Source organism: Bradyrhizobium sp. CB1717, from assembly GCF_029714325.1.
GTDB lineage: Bacteria > Pseudomonadota > Alphaproteobacteria > Rhizobiales > Xanthobacteraceae > Bradyrhizobium.
Map to the genome: position 1 here is coordinate 2,510,449 of NZ_CP121666.1, position 19,933 is coordinate 2,530,381.

Here is a 19,933-nt window from a genome sequence, read left to right on the forward strand (position 1 = left end):
CGATTTGCACGGTCAGAGTCTCGAGTGCATCCGAGGGACCTATCTTCTAGTGCCTCCTCAGCGGCGTTGAGAGGCCGCACAACCAAAATCCGAAAGCACCGGACATGATAAGACTCACGTAGGCCAGACCTGCACTCGTGAACTGCCCGGTCAGGAAAAGGCCGACGATCATCCCGGACAACAAGAGCGGTGTGCCGGTGAGCATCACACCCGCAATATGGCTGCGACTTCGCCAGTTCTCCCAGGCGCGCCTGTCGGACCGAGCGGTGCTGTCAACGAACCGATCCCTCATTCATCATCCTCAAGCAAGCTGCATTCGTATCGCAGCCACCATCCAAGCAAAGATCCGATAAGGCAGCCGGCTATCGTGGCGGTGAGCGGCGATATGCGATGTCCCGCGACCACACCAATCAGGCCCCCGGTCATGGAAGCGATCAGCCAAAATCCAAGCGGGGTACCCCAACTCTCCTCACCACATCGATCTGCGCCTGTCATCATAACTCTGTCCGCAACTTGAAAGGAAGCAAACCGTCGGCGGGCGAGATTACCGCCGCATTACACCTTTCAATTCAGGCTCAGCTTACGCCTGCATGAGACGGCTGCCTCGGTAACCGTGACCTAGCTCCAGTCTCGATGATTGCGCCTAAATTGAGCGCAGCGAAATTCGGGGTCTCCGGGTTGATTGGGCAACAATCCCGGATTGCGCTACGCTCCGCCCGGGCTACGAGCCGTTGCCTTGCCTGTCGGGCAAAACACCCTCCATTCCGTCAACCCTCGCCCGCAAAAATATTTCGCTTTATCTGAATTCGGATTTGTCGTATGTGTCGCCCATCCCGGCTCATCCTTGAGGGGCGATCATGAGGTCGTCATTTTCGTGAGCCGGGTTTGCGGTGGACGCGGCAGCGTCGGGCGCGAGAGGTGCGGGCAGGGAGGGTAGTCCCCGGTGAGCTCGCGGCCGCGCGCGGACGAACGGCGCTGACAGGTTCGTCTCGTCTGTAAGTTTCCGGCTCTGTCGACGGAGCTGGAAATACTGCGGCGAACATGGCGGATCGCGCGTACGGCAAAACCGTGTGGTCCTGGCCGTCGTTGCTACGGTCAAGCTCTTGCGGATGCGGTGATCGCGTCAACCGGCGCGGTGCCGGTGAATTCCGTGAGCGTGAGGGAGGCCAGAAGGAATTCGGCTCCCGGGAGAGCGCGGCATAAGCCGTCCAACCATCGCGCAGGGAAGGCCGAGTGATCGGCGCCACCTGTATGCTGCTGTGCGGTTCTTTTGCGCTACCTTTCGCGCAGCGGACCGCGGGTGCGAGGTCGGCACCCGGTCTTCCCTGCGCCCTCTTGGCTTTGAGAGGGGAGAGATGACGCAAAGCTCGGGCGAAACAGGCCGCGAGAACGCGAAGCCGTGCAACACGGGCCACAACCACGCGACCAAACTGCGCGGTGCGATCGGCCGGCACTGCGACATTGCGCACTCCGGACCGATCGGCATCGCATGCGGGCTTAGCTGCAGCTCAGCGGCAACGGCTGGCCGGGATGAAATTCGTACCAGTCATAGCAATCCGGATAGGCGCCGTAGAATCCATATCCGTGCCCATAGCCGCCATAGTGGTGAAACGCGTGCTGGCGAAGTCCACCGACGTGACCGCCGAAGCCGAGATGCTCGCCGCCGAATCCGCCGGCATGACCCATGCCGCCGAAATGGCCCATGCCGCCGAAATGCCCGCCGCCGCCAAAGCCCATATGGCCGCCACCGCCAAAGCCGCCGCCGTGGCCGCCGCCACCGCCGCCATGCGCCTCGGCCGTTCCGACAGCCAGGGTGGAGGCAAGCGCCGCTGTGGCCAGGATCATCAATGCTCGTTTCATGAGGGGACTCCTTTCGTGTCCGGATGCGCGGCGGCCGATGCGTTCGCGTGCGCCTCGTGCCGTCGGCAAGCCCCTGCGTGAAAGAAGATAGGAAGCTCGCGTGGCAGTCCCACTGAATTCGATGTCAGGAGCAACGCTTGCGCATCGACGAGATGATCCGGCGCATCGCCGGTGCGCTTCGCAAGGCAAAGGCGGGCCCGAGATCGGGCCCGCCTGCATCGTCGAACGGCAAGCGGCCGGGCGAGGCGCCCGCCCGGCCGCGAGGTCGCCGCGATCAGAAGCTGCCGGTGCCCGGCTCACAGGGAACATTGTTGCCGGTCCACGGCGCCGTCGCGAACGCGCCGACACGCGGTGCCGGAACGCAGGCGCGGCCGCCTTGATCAGCGTACCCCTCCGATGCGACCGGATCGGCCTGCATGGCGGATGAATGCGTGACGGCATGGCTGGTGCGCGCCATGACGGGTCCCCCGAGCATGGCGACAGCGATCAGTCCGGTCGACAACAGCTTGAGCGTGGTCATTGGGATTCTCCTTGTGTGACAGCAGGCAGTCGAGGCCGGCCTGCGAGGCAGGTGCGTACGATCGCGCCTGAACCAAACGCACGAATTGCTCACCCGCTTTCAACGGCCCGTGATGGCGGCGTTGCCGGCAAGCACGATCGTGCAAACAGGCAAGGATCGCGGTGCCGGCGCGTAACAACGGGCTCCCAAAGGGCATATCTGTAGGAGCGTCCTGCTACTTGGAGATGAGAGATGATCACGGCTGCACATCCGGTCGCGCGCGCGCCATCGCCGGCGGCGGCTGCGCGACCGTCCCTGACACGCTATTTAATGGTGCGCGGTCTCGCACGGGATTATCTGCAATACGAGCCGGCGGCGCGTCGCATGACGGTGCCGCCCCTGTTCGGCCCGGTTGGGCATTGAACATGTCGTCGCGGACCAGCGAACCCATGCCTCGCCGCCGGCCTCAACGTCTCGCAGCACGTCGGACCGGCACAATGACGCGGATTCTCCTGATCGAGGACGACACCGAGACCGCCGACGCGATCGTGTCGGAGCTCACCGAGCGTGGGTTCGAGGTACGATGGGCGCCCGACGGCATCGGCGGTCTCGACCGCGCCCGCGAATCCTCGCCCGATGCCCTGATCGTCGATCGCATGTTGCCCGGAATGGACGGGCTCACCGTCATCGAGGCGCTGCGCAAGGACCAGGTCAGGACGCCGGTGCTGGTGCTGAGCGCGCTGGGCGCCGTCGACGACCGGGTGCGCGGATTGCGCGTCGGCGGCGACGACTATCTCACAAAACCGTTCGCGCTGGTCGAGCTCGTCGCCCGGGTGGAAGCGTTGCTGCGCCGTCCGAGCGACGACCGGGAGACCACGCTGCATGCTGGCCCGCTGGAGCTCGATTTGATCGAGCGGACCGCACGGCGCGGCGAGCGCGAGATCGACCTGCTGCCGCGCGAGTTCCGCCTGCTCGAATACATGATGCGCCGAAGCGATCAGCTGCTGACGCGCGCGATGCTGCTCGAAGAGGTCTGGAACTACAAGTTCGTCCCGGCGACCACCAATCTGATCGACGTGCACATGGGCCGCCTCCGTCACAACGTCGATGGCCCCGGCGAAACCCAGCTCATCCACAACGTTCGCGGCTCGGGATTCATCCTGCGCGTGCGCTGACAGGTCGGGCCGATCGATGCGCCAGATCGAGTTCATCCGTTCGAACACCTTCCTCTGGGCCGCGGCGGTGGCGGCGGCGATGGCGCTATTCGTCGCCGCCCTGTTCGCCTTCATCTACTGGAAGATCGACGACTACCTGATCATGCGATCCGACCGCATGATCGCAACGCAGCTCAACTTCCTGGCCGAGCTGCCGCCCGGCCGGCTCAATGACGCGATCTCCGATCATCTCAAGCAGGATTCCAGGGGCGTGCAATATGCCGGCCTGTTCGATGGAACAGGCACCCGGCTTGCCGGCAACATCGCGCGATTGCCGCCGCATCTCGATCTCGGCGGGCCGGTGCAAAGCGTGCGGCTCGCCCGGGTCGCGCCGCCCGCGGTTCACGATGCCGTCGTCAAGGCTGCCGGCAGGCGGCTCGGCGACGGCCATATCCTCGTGATGGGGCGGAACGTCGACGAGACGCGCGAGATATCCATCGTCGTCGGGCAGGCGCTGCTGCTCGGGCTGCTGCCGGCGTTCTGCCTCTGCCTGCTCGCCGGGGCCTGGCTTAGCATCCGCGCCCAGCGCCGCGTCGAGCAGGTGAACCGGCACGTCCAGCGTATCGTGGCCGGCGATCTGCGCGAGCGGCTGCCGCAGACCAACGCGGACGATCCGTTCGCGCGGCTCGCCGGCATCGTCAACGGCATGCTCGACGAGATGGAGACCACGATCAACGCGCTGGCCGGTGTCGGCAACGATATCGCCCACGATCTCAGAACGCCGCTCACGCGGGTCCGCCTGGCGCTGGAGCGCGGCCGCACGCATGCGGCGACGCTGGAGAACCTTCAGGACGTCGTTGACAAGGCGATCGCCGGCATCGACCAGGCACTCGCGATCATCACCGCGCTGCTGCGCCTCGCCGAAATCGAGAGCAGCAGCCGCACCGCCGGCTTCGGCGACGTCGCGCTCGACGAGATCCTGCGGCAGGTATGCGACGTCTACGAACCCATCGCCGAAGACAAGGACGTCGAGCTTCGCGTCGCCATCGACCGCAAGGCGGAGGTGCGGGGCGACCCGGACCTGCTGTTCGAGGCGATCGCCAATCTCGTCGACAACGCCGTCAAGTTCACACCGCGCGGTGGACGGGTGACGCTCGCGCTGGTGTCGGACGACAAGAGCGTGCGCGTGCGGGTGAGCGATACCGGGCCCGGCATCGGCGCCGGGGAGCGCGAGGCGGTGCTGCGGCGGTTCTATCGCTCCGACAAGATGCGCAACACGCCGGGCGTGGGGCTGGGGCTGAGCCTCGTTGCCGCCATCGTCAAGCTGCACGGCTTCCGTCTGACCATCTACCCGGCGCCCGGCGGACGGGTGGAGATCTTCGCCCCGGCGGAGGAGACCTCACGCGAGGCCGCGGCATCCGATCCGGCTCGCGCGCGTCACGCGAGCCTTGCGCCGATGTGACCGCGAGGGTCGTGCGCGATGCGTGCGAAGCGGAAATCACGGCGAAATATCTGAAAGCGAATTCAGGCTTGTTAAGTGCAATTTACTGGCGCCGGCAGTCGGAGCCCCCCTACGCTCCGTTCGCCTGTTCGAATGTGGGAGCAAGTTATGCCAACGCGCCACGCGTCTTTGAGCAAGATCGATATCGCCGTGCCGGACAGGCGAATGGCGGCCGGTGCGGTCAATGCGTATTCCTCCATCATCGGCCGCTACGATATGCTCGAGCGCGAAGAGGAGCAGCAGCTTGCGCGCCGCTGGCAGGAGACGCGGGACGCTGATGCCGCCAACACGCTGGTCACGAGCCATCTCCGCCTCGCCGCCAAGGTGGCGCGGAGCTACAGGGGATACAGCCTGCCGTTCGCCGATCTCATGGCCGAGGCCAATCTCGGGCTCGTGATTGCGGCGTCGCGGTTCGAGCCCGGCCGAAACTCGCGGTTCTCCACCTATGCGACATGGTGGATCAAGGCCGCCATTCACGACTACATCCTGCGCTCCTGGTCGCTGGTCCGGATTGGGACGACGGCGGCCCAGAAGAAGCTGTTTTTTCGGCTCCGCGGCGAGATGAGAAAGACCGCCGGCGGTGCGATGGCGGGGCTCACGCCCGAAGTCGCCGAGGCGATTGCCGTGAAGCTCGAAGTGTCCGCGCGGGATGTGATCGAGATGGATGGCCGCCTGCGCGGCGACCTGTCGCTGAATGCGCGGGTCGGCGACGACGAGCACGGTGCCGAGTGGGAGGCCATGCTCGTGGATGAGACGAGCGACGCCGAGACCATCCTTGCCGATCAGGATCAGACGGAGCGCCGGGCAGGCGCCCTGCGCATTGCACTGAAAGCCCTCACGGGGCGTGAGCGGCGCGTGCTGGAGGCAAGGCGGCTCGCGGAGCATCCTCCGACACTCGATCAACTCGCCCGGGAGCTTTCGATCTCCAGCGAACGCGTTCGGCAAATCGAGATTCGCGCCTTTGCCAAGGTCCGGCGCGCCGCCATCCTTGCCACGCAGTCACCGTCCCTTGTGCCACCCGCCAGCGATGCTGAACGCGTTTTCATTTGAGCGGTCGCGCGTCGCCGCCATCTGAACAGAGATTTCGCGCAACCCGCTCCAGGCATTCGTCATCATGGGAATTGTCCGCTTCGCGCTCCGGTTTCCGCACACATTCTACGTGCTCGCGGCCCTGATCCTGTTCCTCGGCGGCATCGCGGTCTGGTCGATGCCGACGGACATCTTTCCCGAGATCCGCATTCCCGTCGTCACGGTGATCTGGAGCTATACCGGCCTGTCGACGCCGGAGATGGAGCAGCGCGTCAGCACGTACAGCCAGTACTCGATCAGCGCCAATGTCAGCGACATCAAGAACATCGAGGCGCAGACGCTCAACGGCCTGTCGGTTCAGAAGATCTACTTCCAACCGGACGTCAATCTCGACCTCGCGATCTCGCAGATCGTCTCGGCAACGAATGCCATCCGCGCGCTGATGCCGCCGGGCATCCAGCCGCCCGTCATCGTGCAGTTCAATGCCTCGAGCGTGCCGGTGCTGCAGCTCAGCCTCGAGTCCAACAAGTTGAACGAGCAGCAATTGTACGACTTCGGCATCTACCGGATCCGGCAGCAGCTGGCTCCGGTTCCGGGGGTGACGCTGCCGACGCCTGCGGGCGGCAAATATCGGCAGATCATGGTCGATATCGACCCGAACAAGCTGCTGTCGCGCGGATTGACGCCGCTCGACATCGTCAATGCGGTGAACACCCAGAACCTGACGCTGCCGACCGGCACCGCAAAGATTGGCGACACCCAGTACACCATCCGGACCAACGCGACGCCGGCCTCGATCAAGGATCTCAACATGATCCCGGTCAAGTTCGCGAACGGCGCGACCATCCTGCTGAAGGACGTCGCCCAGGTCCGCGACGGATCGCAGGTCCAGCAGAACATCGTGCGCGAGGACGGCCACCGCGCGGTCCTGCTCAGCGTGATCAAGAACGGCAACGCCTCGACGCTTGCCGTCGTCAACGGTGTCAAACATGCCCTGAAGTCGATCCGGGCGTCGGCTCCTGCCGGGCTGAAGATCAGCGAGCTGTTCGACCAGTCGGTCTTCGTCACCCATTCGGTCGACGGCGTGCTGCGCGAAGGCGCGATCGCCGCGGGTCTCACGGCGCTGATGATCCTGGTCTTCCTGGGATCGTGGCGCTCGACGCTCGTGGTCCTGATCTCCATCCCGCTCGCGATGCTGTCCTCGCTCATCGTCCTGCATTTCCTGGGCGAGACCCTCAACACGATGACGCTGGGCGGGCTGGCGCTCGCGGTGGGCATCCTGGTCGACGATTCCACGGTGACGATCGAGAACACGCATCGGCTCTGGACCGAGGAGGGGATGCCGCTGTCGGAGGCGACGCTGCACGGTGCGGCCGAAATCGCCGTGCCGACGCTGGTCTCCACGCTCGCGATCAGCTGCGTCTTCACCTCCGTCGTATTTCTCGAAGGACCGGCCAAATACCTGTTCACGCCGCTCGGCCTTGCCGTGGTGTTCGCGATGCTAGCGTCCTACGTGCTGTCGCGGACGCTCACGCCGATCACGATCGGCCTGCTGCTGAAGGGCGAGCGGCGCCATGGCGAGGGCGAGAGGCCGTCCGGGCTGTTTTCGCGCGCCTCGGCTGCGTTCGAACGTGGCTTCGAGCGCTTGCGCGACGGCTATTCCGCGCTCTTGGTGATCCTGCTCCGGCGGCGACGCATCGTGCCGGTCGTCGCGGTGCTCGTGCTGGCCCTTGGGGCGGTCATGTTCGTCTACGTCGGAAGGGACTTCTATCCCCTGATCGACGGCGGCGAGATCCAGCTCCATGTTCGTGCGCCCGCCGGGACCCGCATCGAGCGCACCGAGGCGATCTTCCAGGCGGTCGAGGACAAGATCCGCCAGGTCATTCCGGACCGGGATCGCGGGCTGATCGTCGACAATATCGGACTGCCCGCGCGTCCCTACAATCTGGCCTTCACCGACGGCTCGACCATCGGGGTGAACGACGGAACGATCCTCGTATCGCTCAAGGACGGCCACAGGCCGACCGCGGACTACGTCAAGAAGCTGCGCCAGGTCCTGCCGAAGGCCTTCCCCGAGGACGTCTTCTATTTCCAGGCGGCCGATATCGTCACCCAGATTCTGAATTTCGGCCTGCCGGCGCAAATCGACGTCCGGACCGTCGGCTACGGCGCCAACAATCTGTCGGTGGCGCAGGAACTGCAGAAGAGCCTCGCGGCAATTCCCGGGATCGTCGATGCGCATCTCCAGCAGGAGGTGGATGCACCGGCGTTCTATGCCGACATCGACCGGACCCGGGCCGCTCAACTGGGACTGAACGCCAGCACGGTGGCGACCAACATCAATGTCAGCCTCAGTTCGTCCGCCCAGGTCTCGCCGAACTTCTGGACCGATCCGACGTCGGGCATCCCCTACTATCTGGCCGTGCAGACGCCGGAGTACCGCGCCAACTCACTCAACGCGCTGGGCAACACGCCGGTGTCGGCCTCGCTGGCCGCAAGCGGGCAGACGGTGCCGGGCCTTCTCAGCAATGTCGCGACCTTCAAGCGCGGGACCGTACCGACCAATTTGAACCAGGCCAATGTCCAGCCGGTGTACGACGTCTATGCAAGCGTACAGGGCCGCGATCTCGGCGGTGTCGCGGCCGAGATCGACAAGGTGACCTCGACGCTTCAGAAGCAGCTTCAGCCGGGAAATTCGATCCAGGTCCTGGGTCAGATCCAGAGCATGCATCAATCGTTCCGCGATCTCGGGATCGGGCTGCTGTTTGCCGCCATCCTGGTCTACATGCTGATGGTCGTTAACTATCAGAATTTCGGCGACCCCTTCGTCGTCATCATGGCGTTGCCGGCGACCTTCTGCGGCATCGTGACGATGCTGTTCGTCACCGGGACGACGCTGAACGTGCCGTCATTGATGGGCGCGATCATGGCGGTGGGCGTCGCATCGGCCAATTCCATCCTGCTCGTGACCTTCGCGCGTGAGGCGCAGCTGAAGGGGCAGTCCGCGTTCGAGGCTGCGCTGAGTGCAGGTCGCACGCGAATCCGTCCCGTGTTGATGACGGCCGCCGCGATGATCGTGGGCATGATCCCGATGGCGATCGGAGGCCCGGGCGAGGAGCAGAACGCGGCGCTCGCCCGCGCCGTCATCGGCGGGCTGCTGTTTGCGACGCCCACGACATTGCTGATCGTGCCTTATCTCTTCGCCTGGCTGCGCAAGGGCAATGACGGCAAGGCTCAGCACGGCGTATTCGAGGAGCAACCGGAATGAGCGATGTTCGCGTACGGACCAACAGCGACGACGTGAGCGACCAGCCTGATCCGGAAAGCGGCCGCATCGTGGAGCTGCCCGGCAAGGAGGCGCGGCCGCGACGCCGGCACGTCGGCGCCTGGCTCGGCGGCGCCGCGCTCCTGCTCCTTGCCGGTGCTCTTGGCGTTGGCGGCTGGCGGCATTATCAGGCCGCACGCGATCTGGCGGTCTCGACAGAGCAGATCAGGACCGCCATTCCGGAGGTTCGGGTGGCGACGGTCCGTGCCAGCGGCGACCTCATGAAGGTCACGCTGCCGGCGACCACGACGGCATTCGAGGCGGCGAACATCTTCGCGCGGGCCAGCGGCTATATCGAGAAGCGCTACGTCGATATCGGCGATCGCGTGAAGAAGGGCGATCTCCTTGCCGAGATCACCGCGCCGGAGCTCGACCAGCAGATCGCGCAGGCGCAGGCGACGCTGTCGCAGAACCAGGCCGCGTTGCAGCAGGCGCAGGCGAGCCGGGAGCTTGCCGACGTCACCAATGCGCGGGACAGCAACCTGGTCAAGAAGGGCTGGTTGACGGCCCAGCAGGGCGACAACGACCGTCTCACCTTGCGCGCGCAGCAGGCGGCCGTGAACGTGGCGCAGTCGAACATCACGGCGCAGGAGGCGCAGATTCGCGTGCTGCAGCAGGAGAAGGCCTATCAGCGCGTGGTGGCGCCGTTCGACGGCGTGATCACGCAGCGCAACGTCGACAATGGCAGCCTCGTCTCGGCCGGATCGACCTTCATGTTCACGCTGATGCATTCGAACGTGATCCGGACGCAGGTCTTCGTGCCGCAGGACGAGGCCTTCGGCGTCGCGCCGGGCGTCGATGCCGACATTCGCGTCCCCGAGATTCCGGGCCGAAGCTTTCCGGGCAAGGTCACGCGCATCGCCACCGCGTTGCAGCCGGGAAGCCGGACGCTGCTGACCGAGATCGACGTGCCGAATCCGGACGGCGCCTTGAACCCGGGCATCTACTGCACGGTCGAGCTGTCGATCCCGCGCAAGACGCCGTCGGTGTCGGTTCCGGCCGATGCGCTGGTCTTCGATCAGAACGGTCTTCATGTCGCGGTCGTGCGCAACGGCATCGTTCATCTGCAGAAAGTCTCGATCGCACGGGATTTCGGCACGTCGATTGAAGTGCGCGAGGGTGTGCAGCCCGGCGATCAAGTCGTGCTCAATCCGCCGGTCAATCTGACTGAGGGCGGCAAGGTCACCATTCGCAAGCAGGATGCAAGCCAGGGGGCGCAGACATGATCCGGATCGTGTGCGCGGCGCTCGCTGCGCTGTTGCTCGGCTGCTCTGCAAGCGAAGCCCAGGTGGCGACGACCGGTAGCACGGCGATGGACCTTCCGACCGTGCCGGGCGCGATCGTCACGTCACCGCTCAATAGTCCGGGGCCATTTTCCGCAGCAACTGTACAGGGCGCGCCCGACACCACGCTGGCACCTGTTCCGCTCGCCCTGAATCCGACGACGCCAGGTACGGTCGTCGTCTGTGCGCCACCATCGACGTCTCCGGTGCCGCTGCCGGCGACCCCGATCGTATCCAGCACGGGACTGGCGGCGTCAGGCAGTTTGGCGCCGATCGCGCCGCCGATCGGGCAAAACACCAGCTCGATCGGGACAGTTTCCGCGGCTGCGCCGGCGGGGACGGCGGCGGCCACCGCGTGCAGCTCAACGCCGGGCGGAACTATCGTGAGCGCTGCATCCTTGCCGCTCTCGATCGCGGACGTGCCGGCCGGACCCTCGCCCGGTACGATCCCGCAGGCGATCAGCGACGCCGGCGGCACGGGCATCGATCCAAACGCCGCGGTCGCGCCGAGCCCCAACGCGTCGGCCTGCGCGGAAGGGATGACGATGAATCTGACGTCGCCAGCAATGGTGCTGCCGGCCAACGCAACAGGCGCGGCGCCAACGCCCGGAGTCTCGCCGGTCTTGCCGCCGGGCTGCTGAGGAGTGCGCGGCGCAGCGATAATCGCCTCACCGGGCTGCGCAACTATGCGCGGACGTGCAGCCGTCGATATTCGCTCGGTGTCGTGCCCGTCGCACGTCCGAAGCTCGTCGAGAAGTGTGCGGAGTTCGCATAGCCGCAGGCATAGGCGATGTCAGTCAGTGTGAGGTTCCCATCGCCCAGCAATTGCTTGGCCCGCTCGATCCGTTGCAGCATCAGCCAGCGATGCGGCGGACATCCCGTCGCGGCGCGAAAGCGCTTGCAGAAGCGATCCGGGCTCATGCCGACCAGCGCCGCCATGGCTTCCAGCGTCCAGGGCGTATCAGTGGATTCGATCGCCTCTCTGATGCGCCGCAACTGCCACTCGGCAAGAACCGGCCGGGCCGGGCCGCCCGCGCTTGGCCCGCCGCGCAACTTGCCAGACGTTTGATCATGCGAAATCCGGCTCGGAATCATTTGCGGCCCCCACCATCATGGTCAGGGCCGCACCATGAGCCAGGCGGCTGCGCATGTCCTTGTCGTTGCCGTGAAGATTCCTGAAGCGACGCGAAAGATGCGAGGGATCTACAGGCGCTTCAGGCCGACGGGCGCAATTTGCGAACCTCGGCGTCCGATGGAAGCATCGTTCCGCCGTCCCGGTATGTCCAGTCGACCATGACACCCTTGTCGCCCTTGAGGGCTGTGCGGCCGACGAACGTACCCATCGTGCTCTGGTGATCGATCGCACGCCAGCTCGCCGGCCCGAACGGCGTCGTGAAGCCGACATTGCCAAAGCCGTCGGCCATCATTTCGGTGTCGAGGCTTCCGAGCCGCTCGATCGGCGCCGTGATCGAGCTGATAAGGGCATGACCGACCACGGAGCCCATCGTCGGAGCCTCGCCATATCTCGCCGAATAGGCCGCAACGAACTCATTGTTCGCCTCGCCCAGAGGCTCGGTCACGGGATAGCCGGTCACGATCCATCCTCTCGGAGCGTCCTGTCCGAGGGGATGCAGATATTCGGGCTCGCCGGTCGTGAAGGATACGACGTCTCGCCCCTCGAACAGGCCGCGATCATTGCCCTGACGGACGAACCTCGCGAGGTCGGGTCCGAAGGTCACGTTGAGGATCGCCTCGGGCTTCTGCTGGGCGAGCGCGTTCACGACCGCCCCCGCATCGATTGCGCCAAGGGGCGGCCACTGGCTGTCGATGAACTGGACGTCGGGACGCCGGCGGCTGAGAAGCTCGGTGAACCATTTGACGGCGGAATGCCCATACTCGTAGTTCGGCGCGATCGTCACCCATCGTGTCGCCTTCAGTTGCGCCGCCTCTTCCACCAGCATGGCCGCCAGCATGTATGTCGAGGGGCGCAGCCGGTAACAATATCGGTGTCCTCGATCCCAAACGAGCGCGTCCGTCAGCGGCTCGCTCGCCACGAACAAGATCCGGTTCTGCCGCGCGAAGTCGCTGATCGCCAATCCGACATTCGACAGGTATGTCCCCGCCAGGAGATCGACGCCGTTCCTGCGCACGAGCTCCTCGGCGGCACGAATCGCGACGCTCGGCTTGCCTTCGTCGTCCCGGCTGATGATCTGTAGCTCGTGGCCGAGAAGGCCGCCTGCGGCGTTCACTTGCTCGACCGCGAGCTGCCAGCCGCGGCGATAAGGCAACGTGAACGCAGGCGCGCTGCTGTAGGAGTTGATTTCGCCGATCCTGATCGGTCGCGTGCCCTGGGCCCGGATGATGGCGGGCGCAAACAGTGACGCGCCGACGCCGCCCAAAACCTGTCGTCTGGAGATGCTCATCGCGTGGGGTCCCGAGAATTGACCGAACGTGCGGGACAAGTTGCCCTGACCACGTCACAGCAAGGTCTAATGGCAGGTGGGAGAAGGGGGGCGGTCGCCGGGCGAGGCCGAGATGCCCGGTCTTGCGGCAAGGCCACGCGCGAAGGTGAGGGCGGGAAGATCGACTTCCGGATCGAACAGAGCGCTGAGCGGACCGACGAGATCGAGTGCCGCCTGGCGGCGTTTCGATCCTGCCATGATCCTCGCCCAGGTCGCCGCAACCTTCAGCTCGTAGAAGCGGCACTGCTGCTCTCGTGCGACGGACAGTCCTTCCGAGAACAGCATTTCCGCCCGAGCGGTATCGGATGTGCTGTCGGCCAGCAGAACCTCGCCCTTGATCCTCAGCAGATCGGCAAGGCACCACAACTGCCGGCCTTGCCGGGACATGTTCAGGGCTTCCTCTATGGCGGCCAGGGCCTGTGCGTTTTCGCCGATCGCGAACAGGCCCTCGGCGAGCGATCCGAGAAACTCGGGATTGCGCATCAGCCATCCGTTCTCGGCCCGCGCCTTCAATCCATCGCGCAGCAGCGCAATTCCGTCGCGATGCTCGCCCTGGAGGACGAGCAGCTGCCCCTTCAGGCACGATGTCCAGCTTGCCCAGAATGCGATGCCCTCGCGCGTGACGAGCTTCAGGAGCGACGAGATCGCGCGATCGGCGGCGTCGAGATCATGCGTCATCAATGCAATCGGACAGACGGCATTCCGCAAGGCGTATGCCATCGCAAGCTTGTCGTTCTCGCTCTCCGCTTCCTGGAGGCATTCGGCGGCCAGGGATCTGCTTTGAGCAATCTTTCCCTGCAGCAGCAGGACGCGCGCCAGCATGGCCTTGGCCAGGACGCTCTGGTTGAGCAGGAACCACATCTGGTTCGTGCCGTCCTTCAACCCATGTGCCGAACGATCCAGAGACAGGGTCAGCTCCCGTCGCGCATCCTCCTGCGCTCCGCAAAAGTGCGTCGCGGCGCCGATCAGGCGCCGGCCCACGGTCTCGCTGGCGGCATTTCCGGTGCGCAGCGCGATCTCGAGGTATCGCTCGCCGACGTCCTTGGCCGCGCCGTATTGGCCGGAATTGAGGTTGTAGCTCCACAGCGTCCAGACGGCCTTGAGCTGAAGCTCGAGGTCGCGCAGCTCCTCAGCGAGGACGAGCCCGATGTTCAGCGCCGCCTTCATGCGATCCGCCGAGCCCGTCGTGTTGAGAAGCGCGAACCCCAGCGCGACATAGAGCTGCGCCTTGAGCCCGGGATCGCAGGCCAGTTCGGGGTTGAAATGTGCAAGAGCATGCTCGATCCGGGTCGAGCATTCCGCGAAGGACAGCAGCTGCATCCATACCGGGACGTATCCCGCCGTCAGGGCGATCCCGAGTGCGGTATCTCCGCCTGGCGAGAACGCCCAATCCAGCGCCATATGCACGTTTCCGATCTCCTGAGCGAGCCGGAAGGAGTCGTCGGAGGCTGCAAGGCTGCCGCCGGGCGACTGTATGAGCTGCCTGAGAAAGTCCGCTTGCCGCCGGGCGGCCTGCTCAACGAGCCCTGCCTCCGCGAGCTTCTCCAGCGCGTAGGCGCGGGTGCTCTCCAGCAGGCGCCATCGCCCGTCGAAGGATGGATCCAGGGAAACGAGGGACTTTCCAACCAGATTGGACAGGGTCTCGATGACGTCCGGCCGCGACGCGTCTTGGTCCATCATTGCAATGGCTGCATCGAGCGTGAAGCCGGCGGGAAACATCGCAAGCCGGCAAAGCAGCTGCTGCTCTTCCGGCGACAACAGATCGTAGCTCCAGTCCAGCGTCGCGCGTAGCGTCTGGTGCCGGGGCAGTTGATCACGGCGTCCGCCGCTCAGGAGCTCGAAGCGCTTGTCGAGGCGAAGCGATACGGTATCCACCCCGAGATTTGCGGCCCGGGCGGCTGCAAACTCGAGCGCGAGCGGAATTCCGTCGAGCCGGCGGCAGATCGCGGCGATCTTGACGAGGTCCTCCGCATCAGGAGCAAAGCTCGTGCGCAACGCCCGCGTGCGAGCGACGAACAATTGCACGGCGCTTTCCTGCAGAAGCAGATCCGGCTCGCGCACGTCCAGACGGGGAACCGACAACGGCGGGATCGCTGCGACGTATTCGCCCTCGATGCGGAGGGCTTCGCGGCTGGTTGCGAGAACGGTGACGTTCGGACAATAGCGAAGCGCGGCGCTCGCGATCTGCGCGGCGACGTCGATGACGTGCTCGCAATTGTCGAGGACGAGCAGCAGACGGCGCGAGCCGATGGCCTGGGCAACGCCCGCGGCCGAGACTTCCTTGTCGTTCAAGACGAGCCTCAAGGCGCGGGCCGTCGCGGATATTGCGAGTGCCGGATCCTGCAAGGTCGCGAATTCGACCAGCGCAGCGGAATAGTCGAATGAGGACGCGACACGGTGCGCGAGCTCGACCGCAAGCTTCGTCTTTCCGATGCCTCCGGGGCCGACCAGGGTCACGGCGCGGAACGCGGACAACACGTCGGCCAGCTCGTTCAGGCAATCCTCGCGGCCGATCAGAGGCGCGTGCGTGTTCGGCAGGTTGCTTGCGAACGAGGAGTCTGTCGGGATGGATACAGGAGTGACTGCGAAGCGATCCGGCTCTCCGCTTCGCCAGGTCCCCGCGAGCGTATATCCGCGGCCGGAGATCGTCTTGAGCAGATCGCGATCCGCGCCGAGCGCCTTGCGGACCGCGGAAATATGGACCTGCAGCGTGTTCTCCTCGACGGAGAGGCCCGACCAGACGCTTACGATCAGGTCATCCTTGGTCACCAGATGGCCGGCGGAACCCGCCAATCTCTCGAGGATCTCGAATGCGCGGCTTCCGATCGGTACAGCGATGTTGTCGTACCTCAGTTCCCTGCGCTGGCAATCGATGAGCCAGTTCTTGAAAGAGTAGGTTCGACCAGCCTGTGAAGGCGACATAGGGGGTCCGTGGATCAGCTTCACTGCCGTGATCCGGTGAAAGGCAATGGACCCACCCGGAAATCACCGATCCTTGGCAAGAATTTGAAAGCGTGAATGCGCGTGTGTGTCGTACAGGGAACATCGTTGGCGTGTCAAGAAGACCTTCTCAGTAGTCGGCGTTCCATCATGACGCGATGGAGCTTCGACGCATTGATCGTTTGCTACACGAATTCGTGACGACGATCGGAGATGACGAAAGTGGGAGGGGCGGCTGAAGGAAACGGGAAGCGCGATCAGAGAGGAGCGCAGAGCAGGGGATTTCGTGTTCCAACCGTTCAGAAGCTCGGCAGTCTGCTTCAGCTCTTCATTCCTGAAGCGGTCGATGGACGTGCTGCATGCACGGTCTACAGACTGCAGGATATCGCGCGCCATCTCGGCTGGGACGACGGCACGACGCATCGCTTCCTGGTGTCCCTGACCGAAATCGGCATGCTCGAGCGGACCGGCGACGATCGCTTCTGCATCGGCGTGCTCGCGGTGCAGCTTGCGTCTGTCTACGTCGCGGCGAGCGAGCTCCGCGGCGTCGTCATCCAAAAGGTCGAAGAACTCAGCACGGCGACGCGGCTGACGACGGATGTCGGTGCGTTGCAATCCGGCGCGATGGTTGTCATTGCAAGCAGGCAAGGGTCGACGCCGCTGACGTCGCGGTGCATGCTGGGAGAGAAGGTGCCGCTTCACGCCACGGCGGGCGGAAAGGCGATCCTGTCGCAGCTAGCCGATGCCGAGGTGGAGGAGTTGTGCCGCGGCAAACTGGTCGCTCTGGCATCCAACACCCGCACCACGCTGTCGTCCCTGATGTGGGACATCGCGCACGCCCGGGAGAGCGGATTCGTCAGCACGCTCTCGGAATATGCCGAAGGTCTGCGCAGCATCGCGATTCCACTTCCCGCCGGGTGCTTCGGAATTCGTCCGGCCGCTCTGGCCTGCTCGGGTCCGGCGACCCTGTCTCACTCAGGGTGGGAGATCGCCGAGGAAGAACTCAGGGCTTTTGCTGCCCACCTTCACTGCCGCGCAGCCTAGATCGTGATCATTCCGGCCTCCGTCAGGTGCTGCATTCGCGGCACCGAGAGATGATCGGTATCGCCAATGGATCGATCGGGCGATCAGATCAACCGATCGCGCCGCTTTCCGCCTTGCGAATCCGATGCACGGTTCCGTGAAGACCGGAGTACCTGAAGATTCCTGATTTTGCGTCTCTTAACTGGCGAGCGGTTCTCTCCTTGCTACCCTCGACGCAATCGAGACGCTTTGCAACCTGTAGGTCAGGCTGCGCAGCCCTCGTTAGTTGAGTATCAAAGCAAGAGTCGTAACCATGCCTCAACCATTGCAACGACCGAATGATGGACACGTCCCGGCAACGACTGTCTCGGATGAAGGAAGAGTGGGGTTGCCGTCTGCCATCGCGCCGGCATCGCTCGCATCGCTCTCGGATGCGGTCGGTCATGCTGCCGTCGCGCGCGATCATGGCCTCGCGCTCCGGGGCGCGAGTGCAATAGCCTTTGAGCAGCTCGCTTTGGTCATTGCCATCGATGCGCACCCGCAGCGCCATCCCGGGACGCCGCCGCGTGAGTCGGCGCGTGATATCGGCCGGCTGCGCGTTCAAATCCCGCCGCAGTCCGCGTCCGGAATCAGATTGAGCTCTGCGAGGCTGGCGCTCATCACCGGTAAAGGAGCCGGCGCAGGACTTCACGATGCGCCGTCTGACGATCCCGTGCTTCAGAGCCTGTCCGAAGCTCTCCTCGCCGTCGAGAGAATGCAGGAGGCTCACACAGCCCTTTGTGCCGATGCGCTGCGGCTTGCGGTGCTCGCCAGACTGTTCGCATTGCGGTCCGAGGGGGAGCCGCAGCCCGCCGAGCGAGGTGAGCGGCCGATCCAGGGGCTGCAGAAATGGCGCCTGAAGCGCGTGCTCGATTACATCGACAATCATTTCTGCCGAAAGATCGCGCTGGCGGATCTGGCGGCGGCCGCGGGCTTGAGCCGCATGCATTTCGCGGCCCAGTTCCGGACGGCAACGGGCTGCAGGCCGCACGAGTTCATCTTGCGGCAGCGGATACGACGGGCCAAGGATCTGCTGCGGGATTGTGAGATGCCAATTGTCGAAATCGCGCTCGCGGTGGGCTTTCAGAGCCAGGCCCACTTCACGACGACGTTCAGGCGCTTCACCGGCAACACGCCCAGCCGGTGGCGAAACGCGGCTGCGGCGGGTTTCGAGACCACGGGGACCTTGCCGTACGACATCGTCCTGCCGGGTCGCGACAATCTTTCCTGATGGCGGTCCTCGATCGCCCGCGCGGCGACGGAGAGTGAACGATCCGGCATTTGCCGAATCGCAATCGGAGGAATGACAGCGTCACGAGGAGCTGCCATTCCTCCTCCCAGCGTGAGATGGAAGAGCCGCGAGACCGCGCGGCGGTCCGCTTTGGCTCGGTGCGCGCGATCGTGTCGCGCCGAAGGAGCGTCGTCCGACTCCGCTCAGTAACCGGACGTAGGCTCGCAAGGCGGACGGCGCCACGGGGCAGTTGCATAGGCGCCGACGTCCGGAGCCCGGGTGCAGCTGCGCTTGGAGGTGACCGGAACACGCTGCGCCGATGCGTAGGCATCGACATTCGTCCGGCGCGCATTCGTATTTCCTTCGCGCGCCATCGCCGGGGAAGCAACCATCGCCGCGGCGATCAGTCCGACCGAGAGCAGTTTCAGTGTCGTCATCGTACGTCTCCTTGACAAAGCGATGCCGGGAACGCCTCGGCTCGCTCGCCAGACATGTGCATGCGTGCGCTCGATCCGCAGTATCAAACGAACGATGATTTTCGTCTTTGCACGGAGTCATGCGCGCGATACCCATGGCGATTGCGCGCGCATGACGCGGTCGCGCTCCGTTCGAGCTCGCGAACGATGGTTGCCTGTAACTGCGGGCTGCATCGTGTCTGCTTGCTCCGCGCAGTCATCGGCGCCAGTGATAGCCGTGAACCTGGCCTGCGCCAAACACGGGAGCTGCGCCACCGGGGCGCTCGAGTCCCATACGTCCTGCCGGCGTCAACGCGCCGCCATTCAGCACGTCGCGGTCAGGATACATCGAGGCATAGGCCGCAGGCTCCTGGTCGGCGAAGGACCATGCGGCGGAAGCCGATGAAATTGTCGCTGTTGAGATCAGTGCCGTAGCGATCAGGATCTTGAATGCACGCATAGCGATTCTCCATTGTTGTCTCGTGCGGAGAGTCGCTTGGCGAGGATCGCTGCTCGGCTGGTGGCGTTTCCGAGAATTGTCTTCTATGTCGAGATATATAGGTCGCCCTGCGGGCAAAACCCGTGCGCGTGCATCACGCTCGCGAGAAGATGGCCGAGTGCAGGACATGGTGCCCAGGCTATCGACGAATACCTTGTGCGTGTCGCATGGAATCCTGTCACCGATGTCAGAAACGATCGCGCGATCGTGCATGGTCAAATCGCGCGCGGCGCCCAGTTCTCGATTCAGGTCATACAGAATTGGGAGTGCAGCCATGAGACTGATCTCGTTTCTCTGCGTCGTCACCTGCCTTGCTCTCTCCGGCGCCGCGCTTGCCCGCGGCGGCGTCGGCTCGTCGATGTCGATGGCGAGCGGCGGTGCGCTCGGTACGAGCGCCGGCAGGCCCGGGACGAACTCGCTCGGTACCGCGCTTTCGTCGTCCGAGAGCGGCGGTCACGCGATGGGCGGGCCGTTGCTCGGCACGGACCGGGCCATCGACAAGGAAGACGCCCGGCTCGCGAAGATGCTTAAAGGATCGATCTGTCGCGGCTGCTGAGACTTACGCATCAAAGCGCGACCGAACGTGGTCGGGAGCCGGAATAGGCTTCCGGGCGTGGTGTTTTTTTTGGAAAG

At 64.7% G+C, this 19,933-nt stretch carries 17 protein-coding genes; 9 read left to right on the top strand and 8 right to left on the bottom strand.

Features of this window, described 5'->3' with window-relative positions; translation table 11 throughout:
• Positions 1-1,497 precede the first annotated feature (1,497 nt).
• Together QA649_RS11870 and QA649_RS11875 are read right to left on the bottom strand one after the other, a co-directional pair.
• Positions 1,498-1,860, bottom strand: coding sequence for a hypothetical protein (locus tag QA649_RS11870; protein WP_283024330.1), 363 nt, complete (start codon positions 1,858-1,860; stop codon positions 1,498-1,500).
• A 274-nt stretch (positions 1,861-2,134) separates the two neighbouring features.
• Positions 2,135-2,380 (bottom strand): hypothetical protein, encoded by a 246-nt coding sequence (locus QA649_RS11875; protein ID WP_283024331.1) that lies wholly within the window; start codon positions 2,378-2,380, stop codon positions 2,135-2,137.
• Positions 2,381-2,611: 231 nt separating this feature from the next.
• On the opposite strand from QA649_RS11875, the gene QA649_RS11880 reads away from it, so the two are divergent.
• The 6 genes from QA649_RS11880 to QA649_RS11905 all read left to right on the top strand — a co-directional run bounded on the left by QA649_RS11880 (position 2,612) and on the right by QA649_RS11905 (position 10,594).
• Complete coding sequence (locus QA649_RS11880) at positions 2,612-2,782, top strand: hypothetical protein (RefSeq protein ID WP_283024332.1); 171 nt, start codon at positions 2,612-2,614, stop codon at positions 2,780-2,782.
• Between the two features lie 74 nt (positions 2,783-2,856).
• Positions 2,857-3,534: a response regulator transcription factor gene (locus QA649_RS11885; protein WP_283024333.1), complete on the top strand. Its 678-nt coding sequence runs from the start codon at positions 2,857-2,859 to the stop codon at positions 3,532-3,534.
• Positions 3,535-3,550: 16 nt separating this feature from the next.
• Positions 3,551-4,975: an ATP-binding protein gene (locus QA649_RS11890; RefSeq protein WP_283024334.1), complete on the top strand. Its 1,425-nt coding sequence runs from the start codon at positions 3,551-3,553 to the stop codon at positions 4,973-4,975.
• Positions 4,976-5,179: 204 nt separating this feature from the next.
• Positions 5,180-6,064: an RNA polymerase sigma factor RpoH gene (rpoH, locus tag QA649_RS11895; protein WP_283024335.1), complete on the top strand. Its 885-nt coding sequence runs from the start codon at positions 5,180-5,182 to the stop codon at positions 6,062-6,064.
• 64 nt (positions 6,065-6,128) lie between these two features.
• The gene (locus QA649_RS11900) at positions 6,129-9,311 is read left to right on the top strand and encodes an efflux RND transporter permease subunit (RefSeq protein WP_283024336.1); all 3,183 of its coding nucleotides are present in this window, start codon (positions 6,129-6,131) and stop codon (positions 9,309-9,311) included.
• Positions 9,308-10,594 carry an efflux RND transporter periplasmic adaptor subunit gene (locus QA649_RS11905; RefSeq protein WP_283024337.1) on the top strand — a complete coding sequence of 429 codons (1,287 nt, stop codon included), beginning with the start codon at positions 9,308-9,310 and terminating at the stop codon, positions 10,592-10,594. Before QA649_RS11900 ends, QA649_RS11905 begins: the two co-directional genes overlap by 4 nt.
• On the opposite strand, the gene QA649_RS11910 is transcribed toward QA649_RS11905, so the two are convergent.
• The 4 genes from QA649_RS11910 to QA649_RS11925 all read right to left on the bottom strand — a co-directional run bounded on the left by QA649_RS11910 (position 10,551) and on the right by QA649_RS11925 (position 15,906).
• A complete protein-coding gene (locus QA649_RS11910) occupies positions 10,551-11,234 on the bottom strand; it encodes a hypothetical protein (RefSeq protein WP_283024338.1) in 684 nt (227 codons plus the stop codon). The genes QA649_RS11905 and QA649_RS11910 overlap by 44 nt on opposite strands.
• Before the next feature lie 101 nt (positions 11,235-11,335).
• Positions 11,336-11,746, bottom strand: a complete 411-nt coding sequence (locus QA649_RS11915; RefSeq protein ID WP_283024339.1) for a helix-turn-helix transcriptional regulator — start codon at positions 11,744-11,746, stop codon at positions 11,336-11,338.
• A 119-nt stretch (positions 11,747-11,865) separates the two neighbouring features.
• On the bottom strand, positions 11,866-13,074 hold the full coding sequence (locus QA649_RS11920; protein WP_283024340.1) for an ABC transporter substrate-binding protein: 1,209 nt from the start codon (positions 13,072-13,074) through the stop codon (positions 11,866-11,868).
• Positions 13,075-13,140: 66 nt separating this feature from the next.
• Positions 13,141-15,906 carry a winged helix-turn-helix domain-containing protein gene (locus tag QA649_RS11925; protein ID WP_283024341.1) on the bottom strand — a complete coding sequence of 922 codons (2,766 nt, stop codon included), beginning with the start codon at positions 15,904-15,906 and terminating at the stop codon, positions 13,141-13,143.
• A gap of 360 nt (positions 15,907-16,266) precedes the next feature.
• On the opposite strand from QA649_RS11925, the gene QA649_RS11930 reads away from it, so the two are divergent.
• Entirely contained in the window at positions 16,267-17,097 is an 831-nt protein-coding gene (locus tag QA649_RS11930) for an IclR family transcriptional regulator C-terminal domain-containing protein (protein WP_283024342.1), read from the top strand.
• 493 nt (positions 17,098-17,590) lie between these two features.
• Positions 17,591-18,346: a helix-turn-helix transcriptional regulator gene (locus tag QA649_RS11935; protein WP_283024343.1), complete on the top strand. Its 756-nt coding sequence runs from the start codon at positions 17,591-17,593 to the stop codon at positions 18,344-18,346.
• Between the two features lie 203 nt (positions 18,347-18,549).
• Here the strand turns inward: QA649_RS11935 and QA649_RS11940 are convergent, their stop codons facing one another.
• Positions 18,550-18,783 (bottom strand): hypothetical protein, encoded by a 234-nt coding sequence (locus QA649_RS11940; RefSeq protein ID WP_283024344.1) that lies wholly within the window; start codon positions 18,781-18,783, stop codon positions 18,550-18,552.
• Between the two features lie 235 nt (positions 18,784-19,018).
• A complete protein-coding gene (locus tag QA649_RS11945) occupies positions 19,019-19,261 on the bottom strand; it encodes a hypothetical protein (RefSeq protein ID WP_283024345.1) in 243 nt (80 codons plus the stop codon).
• Positions 19,262-19,574: 313 nt separating this feature from the next.
• Here QA649_RS11945 and QA649_RS11950 point away from each other — a divergent pair, with 313 nt between their 5' ends.
• On the top strand, positions 19,575-19,856 hold the full coding sequence (locus QA649_RS11950) for a hypothetical protein (protein ID WP_283024346.1): 282 nt from the start codon (positions 19,575-19,577) through the stop codon (positions 19,854-19,856).
• The last annotated feature ends 77 nt before the right edge of the window (positions 19,857-19,933 follow it).